Consider the following 20479-nt stretch of genomic DNA (forward strand, 5'->3'; position numbering starts at 1 on the left):
CGCCCAGCCTGATGAATCAGATGCCAGTTAAACCGCTTTCGCCTTCACGGCACAGCTTTTTTATCCATGTTGTGATCTGCTGTATTATATGTATAATACACAACTCGATACAGAGAGGAGAGATAATGTGATAAAGAGCGCACTAGGTGTGATAGGCGCGCTGCTCCTTGGGATAGCTCCTTTATCGGCGACAGAGCCGGATGCGGCAATTCCTACGGTGGAGGTCTTACCTCTGTCTTTTGCGCAAAGCGGCGTTTCCGGACCGGGTGGCGAACGGATAAAGGCCGAACTCGTCGACGCCCAATTTGTGGCTTTGGGCGAAGACCATGGCTTTGCCGATTCGCCGATGCTGGCAAAGGCATTGGCCGCTGACATGCAGCGTTTGGGCATGCCGGTATATCATGCGGCGGAAATAGGACCTCTTAGCGCCGACTGGCTGCACCGCCACTTTTCGGGCAACAGCACATTGGCCGGACTCAAAATTGTAGCCGCCGGGTTGAGGGGCAAAGGCCTTGCCATGCCTTTTACCAGCAATGTCGAAGACGCAACTCTTGCCGCCGGATTTTTCGACGCCGATGGCACATCGCGCCTGTGGGGCATTGATCAGGAATTTATGGGCGCGCCGATGATCCTCTTGGAAGGGCTTGCCACCCGAACGCACGACAAGGCCGCACGCAGCAAATTGATGGGCATTACGGAAGCCGACCGGATTGCGCTTTCCAAACTCGAATTCGACAATGCCTGGCTGGCAAAGGCGAACACAGAGGATTTTGCCGAACTGTCCAAGACCTTTGCCAACGACCCTGAGGCGCTCAAACTGATCGAAGCGCTTGCGGTCAGTGCCAAGATATACCAATTGAACAACAGTGGTTCCTATGCGGCATCAAACGAGTCCCGCAGCGCCTTGATGCAGGGATATTTTCTGGAAAATTATCGAAAGGCAGGTCGCGCGCCCAAGGTTCTTTTGAAAATGGGCGCCTATCATCTAGGTCGCGGAACCACGCCGGTCGGAATTTACGATCTGGGATCGCTATTGCCGGGTCTTGCCGCTGCAAATGGGAAAAAGTCGCTCCACATCGTCTTCATTCCGATTGCAGGGTCTGTCCGGTCCATTGCCCCGTCGGAAAACCGAGTGACAGCGGTCAAGCCATATGAGGACGAAGGCGTTGGTGCGCTGTTGACCGCGGCGGGGCTATCGGTAGATGCCCTGCCACCAACGGGTCATGTGGTCATTCCTATGACGGCGATCCGCCTTCGCCTATCGGGAAAACAGAAGCGCGACTTGCCGGAGATGGCGCGATTCATCGTGAACGGGTTCGACTATCTGGTCACCACACGTGATGCAAAACCTGCCACTCATTTTGAGGACTGGCGTCCGTGACCGCATGGGTCAGGACAGAGCTTCTTCAAGCAACCTTGCCAGACGTAATCCACCCCGTTCGACTTGCAAGCGCAACGCGGCGCGCGATGCGGTCACATCGGCTTCGTCTATTGTGACCGGTCCCTGCGGCTTTGGACCGCAAGGGTCGCCATCGACCGCCCGCCGATAAGCTATGTCGCGCGATACAGCCCAATTTTCCATGCTCCAGTCCCGCGTTGTGCCCGCCGCCATCGCTGCCTTTTCATCGGCAGGAAAAAGCCGGACGATGGAGGGTGCGGCAGACAGCGCGCGGTCGGCGAGCAAGCCATCCCACACCGTATGGAGATTATAGCCTGGCATGATGCCATAGCTGGCCTTCAGGTCATTGCCGCCCCGATCCTCATGGTCCCCGGCATGCAACGGCTGGTGTAAATCGCCGACAAAATGAACAAGAAAAGCCAACGCCTCCAAACGAATATGGGCAGGTAACGTCCGCTTCTTGAGAAGAGCAACATTGCGGTCGATCTGCGCCGAAACGCAGTTGCCATCCGCACATGCACTTTTGAGGTCGAACGGCTTGCAGATATCGACATTCTGGTAATGCCAGCTGTTGGTATAGCCCCACCGCATCCGGTCACCCTTGATACAGTCTGCCCAAACGCTCACATCTTTCATATTGCGCAAGGGACATTGGGGCGTCCCTAATAAAGGCGCGGCACGCAGCAGGCGCTGCACTGCGCCACGGGTTTTTGCCGGCATATTGGTTTCGGCGATTTGGGCCACAGTTTCATGCCCATATTCCCAATAGGCCTGTGCTGGGGCGAGAGGAATGATCAGGGCAAATAGTGCAGCGAGAAGGCGGTTCATATGCGCTGCTAAAGCGGTGCTCGTCCGAAAAGGGAAGCGCTATCCTTCATTCATCCCCATATATCGCGACGACTTTTTCACCTTTGCTCGTCGCCTTCCCGCGATACATGCCGGGCGTGTTAAAGGCGAAAGTTGCGGTTCCATCAGGTGCGGTGACGATGACGCCCCCGGTTCCGCCCAATAAACCAAGTTCCTTGATGACATGATCCGAAGCGGTCTTCGCATCTTCACCTAACATCCGCATCCGCGCGCAGATTTCATGCGCGACGCCCAGCCGGATAAAAAATTCGCCGGCCCCCGTGGCGGAAACGCCGCAAGCGCGGTTGTCGGCATAATTGCCCGCGCCGATGACCGGACTATCACCGATACGTCCCCAGCGCTTGCCGGTCAGGCCACCGGTCGAGGTCCCGGCGGCCACATTACCCTCGCTATCGACGGCAACGGCCCCAACCGTTCCATATTTCAAATCGACATCATACCAGCCCAATTTCTTCGCCTTCAGCTCTTCCAACTGGCGCCAGCGTTCGGGTGTCGCGAAATAGTCCGGGTTCACCTGTTCCAAGCCTTGTTCGCGGCTGAATTCATCAGCCCCCTCATTGCTCAACATCACATGCGGACTTTTCTCCATCACGGCGCGTGCGAGCAGGATCGGATTTTTGGTATAGCGTGCACCGGTTACGGCGCCAGCGCCCAGTGTCTTGCCGTCCATGATGGACGCGTCGAGTTCATTCACGCCCTTATAGGTGAAAACCGCGCCGCGACCCGCGTTGAAATGCTCGTCATCCTCCAGCACCATGATCGCGGCGCTCACGGCGTCCATCGCACTGCCACCCTTTTCCAGGACAGCCGAACCTTCTTCCAACGCTTTGGCGAGGCCCGCGCGCGCGGCACTGTCCTGTTCGGGAGCTAATTTGCCGCGGGTCATGCTGCCCGCGCCGCCATGAATTACGAGGGTCCAGCTTTTGTCAGCCACTTTTTTGTCCTTTAGATCATGGGTGTGCGTACCGGGATGGGCCGCGAGCGGTGCGCCGACAGATAGTATCAACAGCAACCATATTGAACTGAAAAAAGCACGCATCATTTGTCCTTTTCCATGGGCACGGATTCAAAAGCGCATAGCTACGCTGACACCGGCACTTTTGGTATCGCCCCACGGGACAATCATCGCCTGTTTTTCGCTGCGCTGCCGGGTAATCAGAAATCCCGAAGCCATGCCGATCCCTGCACCAACCAGCACATCGTGCCAGAAATGCTTGTCCGCTTGAACACGGGCAACCCCTACGAAACTTGCGACGGCCATTGCAGGTATACCGGCAGCGGGACCTTCACGGTTGTAGATTGTCGCCGCCGCGGCAAAGGCACGGCTGGTATGTCCGGATGGAAAGCTTTTGCGGTCGCTGCCGTCGGGACGCAGTTCCGGAAAGGTTTCCTTAAGTCCGGTCGTGACCAGCAGGGCAGCGCCGATTGAACCTGCGGCTTGTAAAGCGCCCTGTTCGTCGCCCTTTATAAGCGGAAGGCCCAGTGCAACGGCCGTCAGACCATAGGCACCAACATCACTGGCCGTTGCCCATGCATCTTCGTCCTTCGCTTGCGCAGCGGCGGGAAGAGCGATGGTGGTCGCAACCAGAATCACCGCGGCAGTACGAGAATATTTCATATTTAAGCTCCGCAATTAAGACCCCGTGGATTGTTATAGTGACGCATTTCCGCATAAGCCAGAGAAGCCTGATTGCGTTGCTGTGATGGGGCTAGTATAGGCAAAGCCATGTCTTCGATACGCCCCTGGCGCGATATTGCGCGCCGCTCGTCCCGCCAGATCATGGTCGGCAATGTACCCGTCGGCGGGGATGCTCCCATCACCGTACAGACCATGACCAACACGCTGACCAGCGATGCTGCCGCGACGATTGACCAGATCCGTCGTTGCGAAGATGCAGGTGCCGATATTATTCGCGTGTCCTGCCCGGATGTCGAAAGCACCGCGGCGCTGAAGCAGATTGTGCGTGCCGCGCATGTTCCCATCGTTGCCGATATCCATTTCCATTATAAGCGCGCCCTTGAGGCAGCGGACGCAGGTGCGGCCTGCCTGCGTATCAACCCTGGAAATATCGGCTCGGCCGAGCGGGTAAACGAGGTTGTAAATGCGGCCAAGGCGAATGGTTGCGCCATCCGCATCGGGGTAAATGCAGGCAGTCTGGAAAAAGACCTGCTGGAAAAATATGGTGAGCCTTGTCCTGAAGCGCTGATCGAAAGCGCGCTCGACCATATCAAATTGCTGCAAGACCGGGACTTTCACCAATATAAGGTCGCTGTAAAGGCATCGGACGTGTTTCTGGCAGTGGCCGCCTATATGGGTCTTGCCGAGGCCGTCGACTGTCCGTTGCATCTGGGGATTACCGAAGCCGGCGGCCTGATTGGCGGGACGGTTAAATCCTCCATTGGTCTGGGCAATTTGTTGTGGGCCGGAATTGGGGATACCATCCGTGTCAGCTTGTCGGCGGAACCCGAAGAGGAAGTGCGCGTCGGCTACGAAATTTTGAAAGCACTTGGCCTGCGGACACGTGGCGTGCGGGTTGTGAGCTGCCCAAGCTGTGCGCGGCAGGGCTTCGACGTGATCCGCACAGTACAGAAATTAGAAGATGCACTCGGCCATATCAAGACACCGATGAGCCTTTCGGTCTTGGGTTGTGTCGTTAATGGTCCGGGTGAAGCGCGCGAAACCGACATCGGCATCACAGGCGGCGGCAACGGCAAACATATGGTCTATCTGTCGGGCGTGACCGACCACCATGTCGAGGATGCGGACATGATCAGCCATATCGTCAAGCTGGTCGAAGCAAAGGCGGCGGAGATTGACGCAGGGGCAAGCGTCAGCATGGATACGCTGCACGGTAAGGCCGCTTGACGCATAAGTGACGAGGTGCAATCCCCTGAAATTCAAATCAGGGGAGTTTGCGTGTATGAAGAAAATGTTATCGGCCGTGGTGGCTGCCGGACTGCTTGGCTATGCAGGGAATGTTGCGGCGCGCGAGCCGATCATTGACATGCATGTCCATGCGCTGACGGCCGATGATCAGGGGCCGCCTCCACTGGCGATGTGCACTCCGCTCAATCCGATGCCGACATGGGACAATAGCAAGACGATCCTCGACATGTTTGTAGGGACGTTCAAAAAGCCGAACTGCACCGATCCCATCTGGTCGCCTGAAACGACGGAAGAGGTCATGCGCCGGTCTCTTGCCATAATGGAAAAACATAATGTCTTCGGCGTGGTCAGCGGCCGAATGAAATTGCTGCAGGCGTGGAAGGCGGCTTCGCCGGATCGCGTCATGCCCAGCCTAATGCCCGACCTGCCCATTCCGGCAGAATTCGGCAAGGAATTGGCCGAAATCAAGAAAAGTGGCGGCATTACAGTGTTGGGCGAACTGGGTTTCCAATATGAAGGCATCGCTCCGGACGACGCGCGGCTCAAGGACTTGTGGGCAGCAGCCGAAGCGAATGATGTGCCCGTTGCAATCCACATGGGTCCCGGTGCGCCGGGCATCGCGTATTTCCCGGGAAGTGGCTATCGGGCCAAGCTTTCAAACCCGACATTGCTTGAGGACGTGCTCGTGAAACATCCCAAGTTGCGCGTGAACGTCATGCACGCCGGCTTCCCTTATCTCGATGATACGATGGCGCTTCTCTACGCGCATCCGCAGGTTTATCTGGATACCGGTGTAATTGTTTATACCCAGCCACGGCCAACCTTTTACCGCTATCTACAGTCGCTGGTCGATGCTGGCTTCGGCGAACGGATCATGTTCGGATCGGACCAGATGGTTTGGCCTGAAACTATTGAGCGCAGCATTCAGGTTATCAAGGACGCGCCCTTTCTAAATGAGGCGCAAAAGCGGAACATTTTGTATAATAATGCAGCGCGTTTTCTAAGGCTGGATGCGGCAACAATTGCCAAGCATCAATCGATGTGAAGTAAATCAGATGAACCATGCAATCCGGATGGCGACGCCCGCCGACCTTCCCCTGATCGCCCAATTTATTCGCGATCTGGCAGAATATGAGCGGCTGGCGCATGAAGTTCGCTTTGACGAGGCTGCTCTTGGCGAACGGCTGTTTGGCCAGAGTGCAGGGGGGCGTCCCTATGCCGAAGTTCTGATAGGCGAAGTGGACGGCGCGGCGCAGGGCTTCGCATTGTTCTTCCACAATTTCTCGACCTTCGAAGGAAAGCCTGGAATCTATCTGGAAGACCTGTTCGTGCGGCCCGAGGCCCGGGGTGCAGGGCTTGGCAAGGCATTCCTTCAACGATTGGCGCAATTGGCGGTCGAACGTGACTGCGCGCGGCTGGAATGGTGGGTGCTTGACTGGAACGAACCCGCCATCCGCTTTTACAAAGCATTGGGGGCCAAGCCCATGGATGAATGGACGACGTTCCGCGTCGATGGCGATGCGCTGGCCGCATTGGCGGGTGAAGTATGACCGGCGTTCTCTTGCTCAGCCTGCTGCTGATTGCAGCCCCTGAGCCGGAAGCATCGCTGCCCCAACAACCCGCCGCTGCGGCTGAACGCCAATCAAATCCAGAAGCCTTAGCCTTTATCGCCGAGAGCAACGCGCAAGCCGATGTCGACCGCGCGCTGGCCGATGCGAAGAAGGATGGCAAGACGGTGCTGGTTATCTTGGGTGCAAACTGGTGCCACGACAGCGTTGGTCTGGCCGGATGGTTAGACACGCCCCGCTTCAAGGACATGATGCGCGACCGCTATACCATCGTCTATGTCGATGTAGGAACGCCGCAAATCGGCAAGGGTCGTAATCTGGACATTGCGAAGCGTTTTGGCATCCGCAAAGTCAAAAATACGCCACTCCTCCTGATCGTTTCCGCAGATGGCGAGCGCATGAACAGCAAAAAGGATGCTATCGGCTGGCGCAATGCGGCAAGCCGGAGCGAGGACGAAATCTACCGCTATTTCGCGACGTTCGAACCTGAAACCTGATGGCCGGGCTGCATCCCCGTCCGGCGATACCATTTACGGTTGCCTGCGCAGGCATTGCGACCTTTTCGCTGATGGATGCGGCGATGAAAGACCTCGCGCTTGCGCTGGGCGCGTTCAACGCGGTGATGTGGCGCAACTGTCTGGGCGCGCTGTTCATGGGGGTGCTGTTTGTCGGTACGCGACAACGCTGGCCGGAGGCTGCCGTGCTTAAGCTCCATCTTTGGCGTAGTGTTATCGTATCGGTCATGGCGGTCAGCTTCTTCTGGTCGATCACCCAATTGCCTTTGGCCGAAGCCATCGGACTCAGCTTTATCGCGCCGGTAATTGCGCTCTATTTGGCGGCGGTGTTATTGGGTGAGAAAGTCGGCCGCGAAGCGATCTGGGCATCGGTTGCGGGCATTGCAGGGGTCGCCGTTATATTGGCCGGGAGGTTCAGCGGTCATTATACGCTAGGCCAAATGTGGGGCGTCGCAGCGGTGCTCTTCTCTGCGGTGGTCTTTGCCTATAATCTGATCCTGGCGCGTCAACAGGCGCAAGTCGCTGGACCTATCGAAATCGCCTTTTTCCAGAACCTGTTTGTGGCCGCGACGCTCAGCCTTGCGGCGCCTTGGTTCCTGATGCCTATGCCGATTGATAAAGCACCGATGTTGGCGGGTGCAGCAGTTCTCGCAACGATATCGCTGCTGCTTCTTAGCTGGGCCTATGCGCGGGCGGAGGCGCAGATATTGATCCCGGTCGAATATACCGGCTTTGTTTGGGCCGCGCTTTTTGGCTGGTTGTTCTTCGCGGAAAAACTCACTTGGCCCGTGCTCTTCGGTACGCTGTGCATTATATGTGGCAGCTTAATCGCCGCACGGGCAAAACCGACCCCTGTTAATCAAGTCGAAATCGCTACGGTTTAAGGGAAGCGGGATGACCGTCGCAGAATATTGGTCGGCATTGGGCCGCAGATTCGGCGCGTGGCAGCATGGCCGCGCGGTGCGGTCGATATTGGACACGCCGCCGATCCAGCCCCGCGATGATGGTGTCATCCTGTTTTCGATGATCGGAACGGCGGTTATGTTGCCCTATCTGGTCGCAGCCAAATCACTCAATGCCCATCTGCAGCGGGGAAAGATCATGCTGCTGGATGACGGTACATTGACTGCGGTGGATAAGGCGCATCTGGCGCACCATTGCGGCAACCCACAAATATTGACCTTTGCCGATATCGCCACTGCCCCTTGCCCCAAAGGCAATTGCTGGGAACGGCTGCTTGCCATATTGGATTTGCGGCTTGACCACTATGTGATCCAGCTGGACTCCGATACCGTTACGCTTGGCCCTGTTCCTGAAATTGCTGCGGCCATTGATGCGAACCGCAGTTTCACTTTAGGAGGCGGAGTCGAGGATGCGCAGCATGGGTTCATGACCATCCCGCAGATGATCGACACCATCTATCCTGATGGCCCCATCTATCCACATATCCAATCTGTTATCGAAGCATCCTTGCGTGATGTGCCGGGTGCCGCCGGGCTTAAATATATTCGCGGGTGCGCAGGCTTTGCCGGTTTTGCGCGATCGACCAGCGGTCGCGCCATGGCCGAGCGCTTTGCGCAGGACGCCGGCCGGGCTGTGGGTCCCCGCTTCAGCGAATGGGGCAGCGAACAAGCCGCGTCCAACTTTGTGATCGCCAATGATCCCGATCCGATCCAGCTGCCGTACGACCGCTATACCAACCATTGGGAAGAGGACCTACCGCCGCACCCGGCTTTCATCCATTATATCGGCACCTATCGCTATGACGGCGGAAGCTACGTCGCCTCGACCCGCCGCGCTATTGCACAACTTCAGGCGGCAAGAGCCGAATAGATCATCGTCTTGATTTCGCGCCGTACCGGATACGTAGTGGAGGGCATCAACTGCGTCATGAAGATCATGATGATATCCTCAACCGGGTCCACGAAGAAAGCGGTCGAATACATTCCGCCCCAATAAAAATCACCGTTGGAGCAAGGGACGAGCGTAGCAGCGCTATCGATCGTTGTGGCAAAACCAAGACCGAAACCAATGCCCGCCATATCCGCTTCGCTGAAAAGCGATTTTGACATTTGTGTCAAATCCCTACCGCCGGGAAGATGGTTCGCTGTCATCAATTCCAACGTTTTGGGGCTGATAATCTGAACGCCATCCAATGCGCCGCCATTCAGGAGCATGCGGCAAAAGCGATGGTAATCCGCGACCGTCGAAGCCAGGCCACCGCCGCCGGAGTTAAATGACCAGCCTTTGGCCCATAGGCTTTCGGGGCCTGCCTTGTCCGACAGCTTCAATTTCGCTTCTGCATCGAAAACATAGGCCTCTGGGAGGCGCCCGGCCTTATCAGCGGGTACCATGAAGGCAGTGTCGTCCATTCCGAGTGGCGCAAAGATATGTTGCCGGAAATAGTCAGGAAGGCTCAGGCCGCTAATTCGTTCGATCAGCACTCCGACAATGTCGGTCGCAACCGAATAGTTCCACTCGGTTCCCGGGTCGAATTCCAACGGTATGTCCGCCAATATGTCGATAAAGCTCTGCGACGTGTTACGGTTCCAGCTTTCGACATCCGTCTTGCGATGCGCTGCGTCGATATTGCTGCGTTCCTGAAAGCTATAGGTGAACCCGGCCGTGTGACGCAGGAGGTCAACGATGCGCATGGGCGATGCAGGCGGGCGCGACACGAACGGTACATTGCCACCGCCGGCTACAAAGACGCCGAGCTTGGCAAATTCCGGTATATATTTGGCCACCGGATCCGTCAGTGCGACCTTGCCCTGCTCGACCAGTTGCATGAACGCGACCGACGTTATGGGCTTGGTCATCGAGGCAATGCGGAAGATGGCGTCTTCCCCGACGCCTGAATTCCAACTGAGCGCAATATCATCGCCGCGACCAATCAGTAACGACGCAAAAGGAAGCTTCCCGTTGTCGAGATAATTTGCTTGCACAAATTCCGGTATCCGGGCCAACCGGTCCGGTAGGAATCCTAGTTCATCCGCGCTCATACTGCTGTTTGTCCTGTCAATTGCCGGGTTACCGGATGGGAGCTGGAAAGGCCGCCGTCAACCGCAATAGCTTGCCCATTGACATAGCTGGCCTGATCGCTGGCAAGGAACAGCGCCACATTGGCTAGCTCTTCCGGCTGCGCACCGCGGCGTAGCGGGTTCAGCCGGCCGATTTTGTCGGTGACGCCTTTTTCTTTGGCATAATCAAATGTTGGCTTGGTCATACCGGTTTCGGTCAGGCCAGGGCAGATTGCGTTGCAACGAACATTGGTGCCCGACAATTGCTGAGCCGACACCATGGCCAAATTGATGACGCCAGCCTTGGATGCCGAATAGGGTGGTCCACCTGCGCCGGAACGGATACCGGCAACGCTGGCAGTCAAGATGATGGACCCGCCATGTCCTGCATCAACCATTGCCTTGCCCGCATGCTTTACCATCAGCCACGGACCAATGAGGTTCACCCGCAAAACGCTGGTGAAATTCTCGACCGTGTTATCGAAGATACCCTCCATACCGCCGGAGATTCCGGCATTGGCAAAGGCGATATCGAGATGTCCGTGCAGTTCGATTGCTTTGGCGACAAGGGCGGATACATCGGCTTCATCGCCTGCGTCCATTTGCACAGCGGTCGCTGCAGCGCCGATCATTTCAGCAGTCTCATGCACCGATGCAGCCATATCGCCCAAAACGACTTTGGCGCCTTCGGCTGCGAAGCGTAGCGCCGATGCGCGGCCAATACCTGATCCTGCGCCAGTTATTATGGCAACCTTGCCGTCCAAAGCACCCATCAACCTACTCCTCCACCACTGCTGGTGACGCCACCGTCGATCACCATTGTCTGACCCGTCATAAAGGCCCCTGCTGGCGATGCCAGAAAAACTGCAGCGCCTGCGATCTCGTGGGGCTCGCCAATTCGCTTGAGCGATGCGGTTGCCGTGGACCGTTTCAGCGTTGCCGGATCATCCCACAACGCCTTCGCAAAATCGGTTTTTATCAATCCCGGAGCAATGCAGTTCACGCGAACGCCCTTGGGGCCATATTCGTCTGCCAGATTACGGGCGAGCTGCATATCGGCCGCCTTGGAAATGCAATAGGCGCCGATCACAGAGGAACCTTTCAGGCCGCCGATGGACGAAATGATGGTTATCGAACCTTCGCCGCGCTCCACCATTTCCGGAGCGACCATCGAAATCAGCCAGTTGTTGGCGACGATATTGTTGGTCAGAATCTTATGAAATGCGTCATCCGAAATGTCGGCCATCGGTCCATAGTAAGGATTGGATGCCGCATTGCAGACAAGCGCTGTGATTCTGCCAAAGGACTTGCGCGTTTCATCGACCAGATTTTGGAGGCTTTCCTTCGACGAAATATTGGCGGCGATAGCAATTGCGGTACCTTCACCATATTTGCCGTTGATGTCGGCTGCAACTTCCTGACAGACATCGAGCTTACGGCTGGAAATAACGACCTTGGCACCTTGTTCGGCCATTTCCCACGCAATCGCTTTCCCGATACCTCGCGATGAACCGGTGATTACGGCCACTTGGCCGGTCATGTCGAATAGCGACATTTGTCTCTCCCTTTTTAACGAAGGGCTTAGGCCCCTGCTTTTTCCGCAAATTTCCAAGCGGACTCGGCCAACGGGAAAACCCGTTCGGCCATCGCCTGTGCATGCGCTGAACTGGCGGTGCCGTCTATCACCCGTTTCTTGATACCCTGAATAATTCCGGCAAGACGGAAGAAATTATAGGCGAAATACCAGTTCATATCGGGCACGCCGTCGCGGCCGGTGGCGGCACAATAGCGTTCGACCATAGCGTCAAGTTCCGGAATGCCGAGCGAGGCTCGATCCAGATCCATAACTCCCGAGCGGCCTTCATTTTGCGTTACCCATGCCATGGCGACATAGGTGAAGTCGGCAAGGGGGTCACCCAAAGTCGACAGTTCCCAATCCAGCACAGCCCGGACGACAGGTTTCTTTGCATCGAAAATCATATTGTCGATACGATAGTCACCATGGACGACGCTGGTTCGCGTCTGTTCAGGCAGGGTTTTGGGCAGCCATTCGATCAGTCGCTCCATTTCCGGCATCACTTCGGTTTCGGCGAGGCGATATTGTTTGGTCCAGCGTTCGACCTGCCGCCCAAAATAATTGCCGGGCTTGCCGAAATCGGACAAGCCCGCGGCCTCAACGTCTACATTATGTAACGCTGCCAAGGTATCGATCATGGCCTCGTAAGTTGCCGTGCGCTCGGTGGCGTTCGAACCGGGCATGGCGCCATCCCAGATCGTGCGACCTTCAACCATGCCCATGACGTAGAACCAGCTACCAAGAACGGCATCGTCAGTGCACAGGCCGTAGGGTTTCGCGACAGGAAATCCCGTCGGATAAAGCCCAGCGATAACCTTATACTCACGATCCACCGCATGGGCACTGGGGAGCAACGGGCCATAGGGTTTGCGACGCAACACATAGGACCCGCTTTTTGCATTCAAGCGATAGGTCGGGTTGGATTGGCCACCTGCAAATTTGAGGACCTCGACCGGTCCTTCAAATCCTTCGACATGGGCGCTCATCCAATCGGCGAGTTTGCTTGCGTCCAATATGTCAGCGCCTGTCGGTGCAACCGTGCCGCTAAAAGCCTTTTGGGCATCAATAGGTGTTTGTGTCGTCATTGGTCGAATATGATGACCGAACGCGCCGCGTCTCCACGTTTCATTTGGTCAAATCCCTCATTTATACGTTCCAGCGGAATGGTTTCGGAAATGATGCTGTCGAGATCCAGCAATCCGCGCATATAGAAATCAACGAGGCGCGGAATATCGACCGGGAAGCGGTTGCCACCCATGATCGCCCCTTGCAATTTCTTACCCGACAACAGGTCCATGGCCGAAAGGCCAACCTGATGCGACAGCGGCATCATACCCAAAATGGTCGCAGTACCTCCGCGTTTCAGTGATTTGACGGCCAGTTCGCCCGATGCAGGACGGCCGACGGCTTCAATCGCATGGTCAACGCCTCCCTTGCTCAATTCCTGAATTTGCGCAGCTGCATCATCCGCCATTGCATCAATGGTGTCCGTCGCACCCAGCTTCATAGCCAGCGCCCGCTTTTCCGGAATGGGGTCGGCGGCAATGATCCGTCCCGCACCGGCAATCTTGGCGGCATTGATGGTCGCAAGACCAACTCCGCCGCAGCCGATGACAGCGACGGTTTCACCGGGCGTCACCTTGCAGGCGTTGAAAATTGTTCCGGCGCCCGTGGTCACGGCGCAGCCGATGACCGAAGCACGATCCAGCGGCATTTCGGGATTAATGGCAACGCAGGCATGTTCATGAACCAACATCATCTCGGCATAGGCCGACAGGTTGAGCATCTGGTTCACAGTGCTGCCATCGGGTCGTGTCAGCCTTGGCGCTTCGCCGGGCTTGCGACGAGTTTCGCCGCCAAGGCACAGAGACATCCGTCCGGTGACGCAATATTCGCAATGGCCACAAAAGGCAGAGAGGCAGGTGACGACAGCATCGCCGACTTTTACGGTCCGCACTTCGCTACCGACCGCCTCGACAATACCTGCCGCCTCATGCCCGGGAATGGCCGGCAGGGGATGCGGGTAGGTGCCTTCGATAAAGTGCAGGTCGCTGTGGCACAGCCCACAGGCCGCGGTGCGGATAAGCACCTCATGCGGCCCGGGGTTGGCAATGTTCACTTGCTCGATTTGAAGCGGTTTGCCCGCTTCGATCAGGACGGCTGCTTTCACCGGGCTACCCCGATGTCACCGCTCGACATGCCGTCTTTGCCATGCCCGCCATGCTTGCCCAGTTCCATCCTGGCAATTGCGCGCGCATGGACTTCGTCCGGACCATCGGCAAGACGCAAGGTACGCTGTCCAGCGTAGGCATAAGCAAGGCCGTAGTCGTTGGATACGCCGCCGCCGCCATGCGCCTGAATGGCATCGTCTATGATCTTCAGCGCCATGGTGGGTGCCTGCACCTTGATCATAGCGATCTCGGCAGCCGCTGCCTTGTTGCCGACCTTGTCCATCATGTCTGCCGCCTTCAGGCAGAGCAGACGAGTCATTTCAATGTCGATACGGGCACGGGCGATGCGTTCTTCCCAGAGACTATGCTCGGCAATGGTCTTGCCGAATGCGACGCGGCTTTGCAGGCGCTTGCACATTTTTTCGAGCGCTTCTTCAGCGGTTCCGATAGTGCGCATGCAATGGTGGATACGGCCAGGTCCGAGGCGACCCTGCGCGATCTCGAAACCACGGCCTTCGCCAAGCAGCATATTGGAAGCAGGAATACGGACATCCTTAAGTTCGATTTCCATATGCCCATGCGGTGCGTCGTCATATCCGAAAACTGGCAGATGTCGGAGGATCTTCACGCCCGGGGCATCCAGTTCCATCAATACCATCGACTGTTGTGCGTGCCGTTTGGCCTCGAAATCGGTCTTGCCCATCACAATAGCAATTTTGCAGCGCGGATCGCCAGCGCCCGAGGACCACCATTTCACGCCGTTCAATACATATTCGTCACCTTCGCGGCGGATCGAAGTTTCGATATTGGTGGCATCCGACGAAGCAACGGCCGGCTCGGTCATCAAAAAGGCCGAGCGGATTTCGCCGTTCATCAACGGGATCATCCATTTCTGCTTTTGCTCGGCAGTGCCGTAGCGCAGGAATACTTCCATATTGCCTGTGTCAGGTGCGGAGCAGTTGTAAACTTCTGACGCCATGCCAATTCGGCCCATTTCTTCGGCGCACAAGGCATATTCCATATTTGTCAGACCGGGGCCTTCGAATGCCACGCTGTCGTCTACGTGCACACGGCCCGACGTTGGCGGCATGAAAAGGTTCCAAAGGCCTGCAGCCTTTGCGCGAGCCTTTTCCTCTTCAACAACCTGCAGGACTTTCCAGCGGCTACCGGTTGCTTGTTCGGCATAATAATCGGCGACGCGTGGGCGGATGAAGCGCTCGTTATGATCGCGAATGCGATCCCGCCAGTAGGTTTGCTTTTCGGTGAGATCGAAATCCATGACTCAACATCCTCTTCTAAAATTTAATTGGACGGTTAACTGGCAGACTCTGCCTTACTGTTCAAGACACGCAAGCGTTCATTGTGACTTTCGCGCGAAATTGGGAAGTGCCGCAAGATGGATATGCCGATAATCCCGAGCGTCGCCAGCGCGACCATATAGTAAAGCGCAAGCCCGTCGAGGACGGCGGCATTGACTTTGCCGGGTACTGCTTCTTGCGGGAAATTAGCGAAAGTCAGAATCATACCTGCAAAGAATGTCCCGATGCCTACGGCGCATTTTTGCATGAAGAAATAGCCAGCGAAAAACAGGCCCTCGGAACGACGGCCGGTCTCCTGCTGCGAGGCTTCGACCACATCGGCCATCATCGACGATGTCAGCATCATCATTCCAACGGCTGCGCCATTCGACACGATGAGGAAGGAGAACATATACAGAATCGAAGGGTTGTCCGGCGCGCCTGGGACCAGATCGAGCAACCAACCTAAGTACATAGCCGAATTGAAGGTAAGGGAAATGATCGCAAGCAGGATCGCAGCGTTTTTTTTGCCCAAACGGCCCGACAAAGGCGGTACGACGACGAAGGCGACGATGACTGTCCCGAAAAGCATTAATGCATAGTAGAGCATCTGCATTTGTTCGAGCTGCCAAAGAAAGGCGAGTTGGTAATTGGACAAAGCAAAGGTGATGCCCTGATTAATCAGGCCAAATAACGCAGCTGACGTAAGCCAGAGAAATGCGCGATTGGACAACGTCGCTTTTACTTCGGTCAGCGCGTGTCGCAGCCCGGCACCGCGCGGCGCCGGGGGTGATTGCGTTGCCACCCATTTATGCTGTCCCAGCGCCGAAATCAGCACTGCGCCCGTCATCATCAACGCACCGCACAGCGAATAGGCGTCATAACCGACAGGATCGCTGACACCCTTGGGTCCGGTGAAGAAAATGCCATAGGCAAAGATGAGAATAAGTAATCCGCCAGCCCAGCCGAAAAGGAAGCGATACCGCATCAAACGGGTTCGCTCGTCATAGTCGGCGGTGATTTCCGGGACGAGCGCAATGGACGGAACCTCGCACATCGACACAAGTGTGCGTGCCAGAACGGCTGTGCAGAAAAGCCAGATGATTGTGCCCGTCTGATCCATTTCAGGCGGATGCCATAGGAGCATCCAAATGACTCCGAGGGGGATAGCGGACGCATACAGCCACGGTAACCTGCGACCCCATTTGCTTTGCGTCCTGTCGCTGAGTTCTCCGATTATCGGATCGGCAAAGGCATCGAAAATCAATGCCGCCATGATGACCGTACCTACGATGCCTGCATCGATACCGAGCACCTGATTATAGAATATCAGCAAGAAGACAGAAAAACCGTTGTCTTTAATCCCATAAGCGACCGAGCCGAGGCCGTGAATCACTTTTAACGATCGTGGAAGCCGAGCAGTAGCGGTCATGCGACGAACAGAATCTTCGAAAATGCGGCGAATCGCATGCGGTGGGGGCTCCTCATTCCTGCACCTATGCTAGGGCCGCGGCCTTGCCTGTCAATCGGTGCGGAAATGACGTTACGGCATGCTTCGCTCGCCGATAAGCGCTTGCCTTTCCGCGCGCCACAGCCCAAAATTTAGCCAAGCAATTAATAGGAGAGCGTCATGTCCGACCTTGAATCATTCCGCGCCGAAGCGCGCGCATGGCTCGAAGAAAACTGCCCACCCGAAATGCGAACCCCGGTAAAAGGGGACGAAGACATCTGCTGGGGTGGCCGCAATTTCAAGTTCCAAAGCGAAGCCCAAAAACTCTGGATGGAGCGTTGCGCGGCCAAGGGCTACACTGTCCCCGATTGGCCCAAGGCCTATGGAGGCGCAGGTCTTAGTCCTCAGGAAACGAAGGTTCTGCGTCAGGAAATGGCGAAACTGGGCTGTCGGAGCCCTCTAAACAGTTTTGGCATCTGGATGCTTGGACCCGCGCTGCTGAAATTTGGCACCGAAGAGCAGAAAGTGCATTACCTGAACCAAATCGCGCGCGGTGAAATCCGCTGGTGCCAAGGTTATTCAGAGCCCGGATCAGGCAGCGACCTTGTATCGATGCAAACCTATGGCGAGGATAAGGGCGACCATTGGGTAGTAAACGGCCAGAAAATCTGGACGTCTTACGCCGACAAGGCGGACTGGATTTTCTGTCTTGTCCGTACCGACAAGACGAACAAATATCAGGGCATCAGTTTCCTGCTGTTTGATATGGAAACCCCGGGCGTTTCAACAAAGCCAATTAAGTTGATTTCCGGCAACTCGCCCTTTTGCGAGACCTTTTTCGACAATGTGGTCGTGCCCAAACATCAGATTGTTGGCGAATTGAACCGCGGCTGGGACGTTGCGAAATATCTGCTCGGGCATGAGCGTGAGATGATTTCCGGCATGGGCGGCGATGGCGGCGTAACATCAATCGGCGCTGCGATGAAGGCTGTACTGGCCGAAGAGCCTGTTTTGCGCGCGCAAATGGCGTTGTTCGATGTCGACAATCTGACCTTCCGTGCCCATGGCGAACGTTTCATGGACGAATGGAAAACCGGCAAGGCCCATCCTGCCTATTCGAATTTGATGAAATATGTTGGCACCGAACTGAACAAGAAACGGAACGAGTTGGTCATGTCGATCGGCGGTTCGCAGGCTCTGGAATGGGAAAGTGAACGCTCCAATGGCGGATCCAAAGCGCGTAACTGGTTGCGGACCAAGGCGAACTCGATCGAAGGCGGCACCAGCGAGGTTATGTTGAACGTTGTGTCCAAACGTATTCTTGAAATGCCGGGAGCGTAATCATGGCGATGACACTAAACGACGATCAGACCATGCTGCGCGATAGCGCGCGTGACTTCATGGCGAGTGAAGCGCCGGTTACCCATTTTCGCAAGTTCCGCGATATGGGATGCAAAGATGGCTTCAGCCATGATTTGTGGAAGGAATTTGCTGAAATGGGCTTCACCGGAATCCTAATTCCCGAAGCCGATGGCGGCATGGGTATGGGCCATATTGAAGCGGGTATCGTGCTGGAAGAAATCGGACGCAATCTGTCGCCCTCGCCATTTCTTTCTACCTCTGTCGCGGCAGTCGAGGCATTGAAGCTGGCAGACAAGGGCATGCGCGACCGCTGGTTTCCGGGCATCTTGGCTGGGGAGACCGTGATTGGCCTCGCCATCGATGAAGGGGTCAAACACCGGCCTGAAAAAACAGCCTGCAAAGCGGAGCGCAGCGGCAATGGCTTCAAACTGTCGGGCCATAAGCAATTCGTCGTGCAAGGCACGTCGTCTGACATGTTGATCGTTGCGGCTCGCACAGCGGGTTCGGCTGGAGAGACCGACGGGCTGACCCTATTCGCGGTCGAAAAGGACGCGGCCGGATTGTCGATGGAGGCCGCACGGCTGGTCGACTCGGCCATGGCCGCGCATGTGACACTGGAGGGTGTACAGGTAGATGCCGATGCCGTTATCGGGGAAGTCGACGGCGGCTGGTCAGTCTTGCGCAAGGTGCTTGATGCGGGCCGTGTAGGCGCAGCCGCCGAAATGGTAGGCGTCGGTTCCGGTGCGATGGATATGACCTTTGAGTATCTGAAAACCCGCAAGCAATTTGATCGCGTGATCGGCGAGTTTCAGGCCCTGCAACACCGCGCCGCGCATCTCTACGGCGAGATGGAAGGCGCGCGTTCCATCGTGCTGAAGGCCCAGTCGTTGATGGACGAAGGTCACGCCAAGGCCGAGCTTTATGTAGCTGCCGCAAAGGCAAAGGCGGGCCTTGCCTGCAATCTTGCCGTGCGGGAAGGCGTACAGATGCATGGTGGCATCGGCATGACCGATGAATATGATATCGGCCTTTATATGAAGCGGGACCGCAGCCTCAACGAGTTTTTTGGCGACGCCTATTATCATGCCGACCGCGTGGCGACGATGAACGGCTATTGAGTCACATGCCCTTCTTTTGTGGGGCTTTAAAAGGATGAATACACATGGATTTACAGACTCTTTTCAATCTCAATGATCGTGTCGCGGTTGTTACTGGTGGTTCGCGCGGAATCGGCAAGATGATAGTTGAAGGCTATTTGAATGCAGGCTGTGCCCGTGTCTACATTAGCGCGCGTAAGGTGGACCAGATTGAAGCCACAGTCGCAGAATATGGAGACAAAGTCATCGGACTGCCCTGTGATCTGTCGACCGTCGAAGGTTGTCAGTCCCTTGCCGCCCAGATCGCCGAGCGAGAAGAAAAGGTCGACATTCTCGTCAACAACGCGGGTGCAGCTTGGGGCGCAGATTTTGGTACTGTCACTGACGCGCAGTGGGACCGGGTCATGGACCTGAATGTGAAAGGATTGTTTTTCCTCACACAGGCGCTGCATCCGCTGATGAAGAAGGCGGCAACATTTGAACGGCCAGGCAAGGTGATCAACATTGCGTCGATCGACGGGATCAAAATCAACCCGTGGCAGACCTACGCCTACCAAGCGTCAAAAGCTGCAGTTATCCACCTGACCCGTCGTTTGGCCGCAGAGTTGGTCAAGGATAACATTCTGGTAAGCGGCATAGCACCGGGTGCTTTCCAGTCCGAAATGAACAAGGCCGCGCGCGATCACGCCGATGCGGTTGCCAAGAATATTCCGTTTCCGCGAATCGGAACGCCCGAAGATATGGCCGGGCTTGCGATCTTTTTAGCCGCCCGTTCCGGCGATTATATCGTCGGCGACACCCTCGCATGCGATGGCGGCATTGCTTATTCCAGTTTGCCAGGGAACGGCATCGCACCCTGATCGCAACGTGACGTTACGGAAATTGGGCGAGTTGCAAAACATGCAACTCGCCCAATTCTTTTCGCAATTGCAGCAAAAGCAACGCCTGATTATTTGGAACTCAACGGCAAGAGATTGCCGAAACGCACTTTAACCGGCGGGCTCTCTCCTCCTCTCTCCCTCGCCCCCGGTTGAATCGAACGGCCCTCATGCACGGCGTGAGGGCCGTATTCGTTTGGGCCGGTCATCGGCAAAATCTTATTCTCCATTTTGTCCACCGCAAATCCGCTCGCCTGTGGATAAGTCGTCTTTTTCCCCTTTGCGCGACTCGGAAAGTCATGACAGTTTTAAGTCATCAGGCAGGACCGCTACGATGCAAAACCGGACCGGAAACGGGAAAGTGGAGCGGAACAGAGGAAATGCAGGATCA

General features: G+C 56.2%; 20 protein-coding genes. 10 read left to right on the forward strand and 10 right to left on the reverse strand.

From position 1 onward, the window contains the following. Nucleotides 1–127: 127 nt before the first annotated feature. Complete coding sequence (locus EUU25_RS13680) at nt 128–1381, forward strand: hypothetical protein (RefSeq protein WP_158901861.1); 1254 nt, start codon at nt 128–130, stop codon at nt 1379–1381. Nucleotides 1382–1390: 9 nt separating this feature from the next. Here the strand turns inward: EUU25_RS13680 and EUU25_RS13685 are convergent, their stop codons facing one another. From EUU25_RS13685 to EUU25_RS13695, 3 genes are read right to left on the reverse strand one after another with little or no spacing between them, the layout of a single operon-like run. Beyond that, nucleotides 1391–2227, reverse strand: a complete 837-nt coding sequence (locus EUU25_RS13685) for a S1/P1 nuclease (protein WP_158901863.1) — start codon at nt 2225–2227, stop codon at nt 1391–1393. A gap of 46 nt (nt 2228–2273) precedes the next feature. After that, nucleotides 2274–3305, reverse strand: a complete 1032-nt coding sequence (locus EUU25_RS13690; RefSeq protein WP_158903431.1) for an isoaspartyl peptidase/L-asparaginase family protein — start codon at nt 3303–3305, stop codon at nt 2274–2276. Nucleotides 3306–3332: 27 nt separating this feature from the next. Continuing rightward, the gene (locus tag EUU25_RS13695) at nt 3333–3884 is read right to left on the reverse strand and encodes a phosphatase PAP2 family protein (protein ID WP_158901865.1); all 552 of its coding nucleotides are present in this window, start codon (nt 3882–3884) and stop codon (nt 3333–3335) included. Between the two features lie 108 nt (nt 3885–3992). On the opposite strand from EUU25_RS13695, the gene ispG reads away from it, so the two are divergent. From ispG to EUU25_RS13725, 6 genes are read left to right on the forward strand one after another with little or no spacing between them, the layout of a single operon-like run. After that, entirely contained in the window at nt 3993–5132 is a 1140-nt protein-coding gene (ispG, locus tag EUU25_RS13700) for a flavodoxin-dependent (E)-4-hydroxy-3-methylbut-2-enyl-diphosphate synthase (protein WP_158901867.1), read from the forward strand. 55 nt (nt 5133–5187) lie between these two features. Then, nucleotides 5188–6198 carry an amidohydrolase family protein gene (locus EUU25_RS13705; RefSeq protein ID WP_158901869.1) on the forward strand — a complete coding sequence of 337 codons (1011 nt, stop codon included), beginning with the start codon at nt 5188–5190 and terminating at the stop codon, nt 6196–6198. Nucleotides 6199–6208: 10 nt separating this feature from the next. Continuing rightward, nucleotides 6209–6703, forward strand: a complete 495-nt coding sequence (locus tag EUU25_RS13710; protein ID WP_158901871.1) for a GNAT family N-acetyltransferase — start codon at nt 6209–6211, stop codon at nt 6701–6703. Further along, nucleotides 6700–7218, forward strand: a complete 519-nt coding sequence (locus tag EUU25_RS13715; protein ID WP_158901873.1) for a thioredoxin family protein — start codon at nt 6700–6702, stop codon at nt 7216–7218. The genes EUU25_RS13710 and EUU25_RS13715 overlap by 4 nt, the downstream gene beginning before the upstream one ends. Next, nucleotides 7218–8120: a DMT family transporter gene (locus tag EUU25_RS13720; protein WP_158901875.1), complete on the forward strand. Its 903-nt coding sequence runs from the start codon at nt 7218–7220 to the stop codon at nt 8118–8120. The genes EUU25_RS13715 and EUU25_RS13720 overlap by 1 nt, the downstream gene beginning before the upstream one ends. 10 nt (nt 8121–8130) lie before the next feature. After that, nucleotides 8131–9069: a hypothetical protein gene (locus EUU25_RS13725; protein ID WP_158901877.1), complete on the forward strand. Its 939-nt coding sequence runs from the start codon at nt 8131–8133 to the stop codon at nt 9067–9069. Here EUU25_RS13725 and EUU25_RS13730 read toward each other — a convergent pair. From EUU25_RS13730 to EUU25_RS13760, 7 genes are read right to left on the reverse strand one after another with little or no spacing between them, the layout of a single operon-like run. Then, nucleotides 9048–10238, reverse strand: coding sequence for a serine hydrolase domain-containing protein (locus EUU25_RS13730; RefSeq protein WP_158901879.1), 1191 nt, complete (start codon nt 10236–10238; stop codon nt 9048–9050). The genes EUU25_RS13725 and EUU25_RS13730 overlap by 22 nt on opposite strands. Continuing rightward, nucleotides 10235–11029 carry an SDR family NAD(P)-dependent oxidoreductase gene (locus tag EUU25_RS13735; protein ID WP_158901881.1) on the reverse strand — a complete coding sequence of 265 codons (795 nt, stop codon included), beginning with the start codon at nt 11027–11029 and terminating at the stop codon, nt 10235–10237. The genes EUU25_RS13730 and EUU25_RS13735 overlap by 4 nt, the downstream gene beginning before the upstream one ends. Then, nucleotides 11029–11811 carry an SDR family NAD(P)-dependent oxidoreductase gene (locus tag EUU25_RS13740; protein WP_158901883.1) on the reverse strand — a complete coding sequence of 261 codons (783 nt, stop codon included), beginning with the start codon at nt 11809–11811 and terminating at the stop codon, nt 11029–11031. Before EUU25_RS13740 ends, EUU25_RS13735 begins: the two co-directional genes overlap by 1 nt. 26 nt (nt 11812–11837) lie before the next feature. Further along, a complete protein-coding gene (locus tag EUU25_RS13745; RefSeq protein WP_158901885.1) occupies nt 11838–12917 on the reverse strand; it encodes a phosphotransferase family protein in 1080 nt (359 codons plus the stop codon). Further along, a complete protein-coding gene (locus EUU25_RS13750) occupies nt 12914–14002 on the reverse strand; it encodes a Zn-dependent alcohol dehydrogenase (RefSeq protein ID WP_158901887.1) in 1089 nt (362 codons plus the stop codon). Before EUU25_RS13750 ends, EUU25_RS13745 begins: the two co-directional genes overlap by 4 nt. Then, nucleotides 13999–15282: an acyl-CoA dehydrogenase family protein gene (locus EUU25_RS13755; RefSeq protein ID WP_158901889.1), complete on the reverse strand. Its 1284-nt coding sequence runs from the start codon at nt 15280–15282 to the stop codon at nt 13999–14001. Before EUU25_RS13755 ends, EUU25_RS13750 begins: the two co-directional genes overlap by 4 nt. Nucleotides 15283–15317: 35 nt before the next feature. Then, on the reverse strand, nt 15318–16733 hold the full coding sequence (locus EUU25_RS13760) for an MFS transporter (protein WP_158901891.1): 1416 nt from the start codon (nt 16731–16733) through the stop codon (nt 15318–15320). A 198-nt stretch (nt 16734–16931) separates the two neighbouring features. On the opposite strand from EUU25_RS13760, the gene EUU25_RS13765 reads away from it, so the two are divergent. Genes EUU25_RS13765 through EUU25_RS13775 form a run of 3 tightly spaced genes read left to right on the forward strand, consistent with a single transcriptional unit; the run spans nt 16932 to nt 20070 of the window. Continuing rightward, a complete protein-coding gene (locus EUU25_RS13765) occupies nt 16932–18092 on the forward strand; it encodes an acyl-CoA dehydrogenase family protein (RefSeq protein WP_158901893.1) in 1161 nt (386 codons plus the stop codon). 2 nt (nt 18093–18094) lie between these two features. After that, a complete protein-coding gene (locus tag EUU25_RS13770) occupies nt 18095–19231 on the forward strand; it encodes an acyl-CoA dehydrogenase family protein (RefSeq protein WP_158901895.1) in 1137 nt (378 codons plus the stop codon). 44 nt (nt 19232–19275) lie between these two features. After that, nucleotides 19276–20070 (forward strand): SDR family NAD(P)-dependent oxidoreductase, encoded by a 795-nt coding sequence (locus EUU25_RS13775; RefSeq protein WP_158901897.1) that lies wholly within the window; start codon nt 19276–19278, stop codon nt 20068–20070. The last annotated feature ends 409 nt before the right edge of the window (nt 20071–20479 follow it).

Origin of the sequence: Sphingorhabdus lacus (genome assembly GCF_009768975.1) — a bacterium.
Taxonomy (GTDB): domain Bacteria; phylum Pseudomonadota; class Alphaproteobacteria; order Sphingomonadales; family Sphingomonadaceae; genus Sphingorhabdus_B; species Sphingorhabdus_B lacus.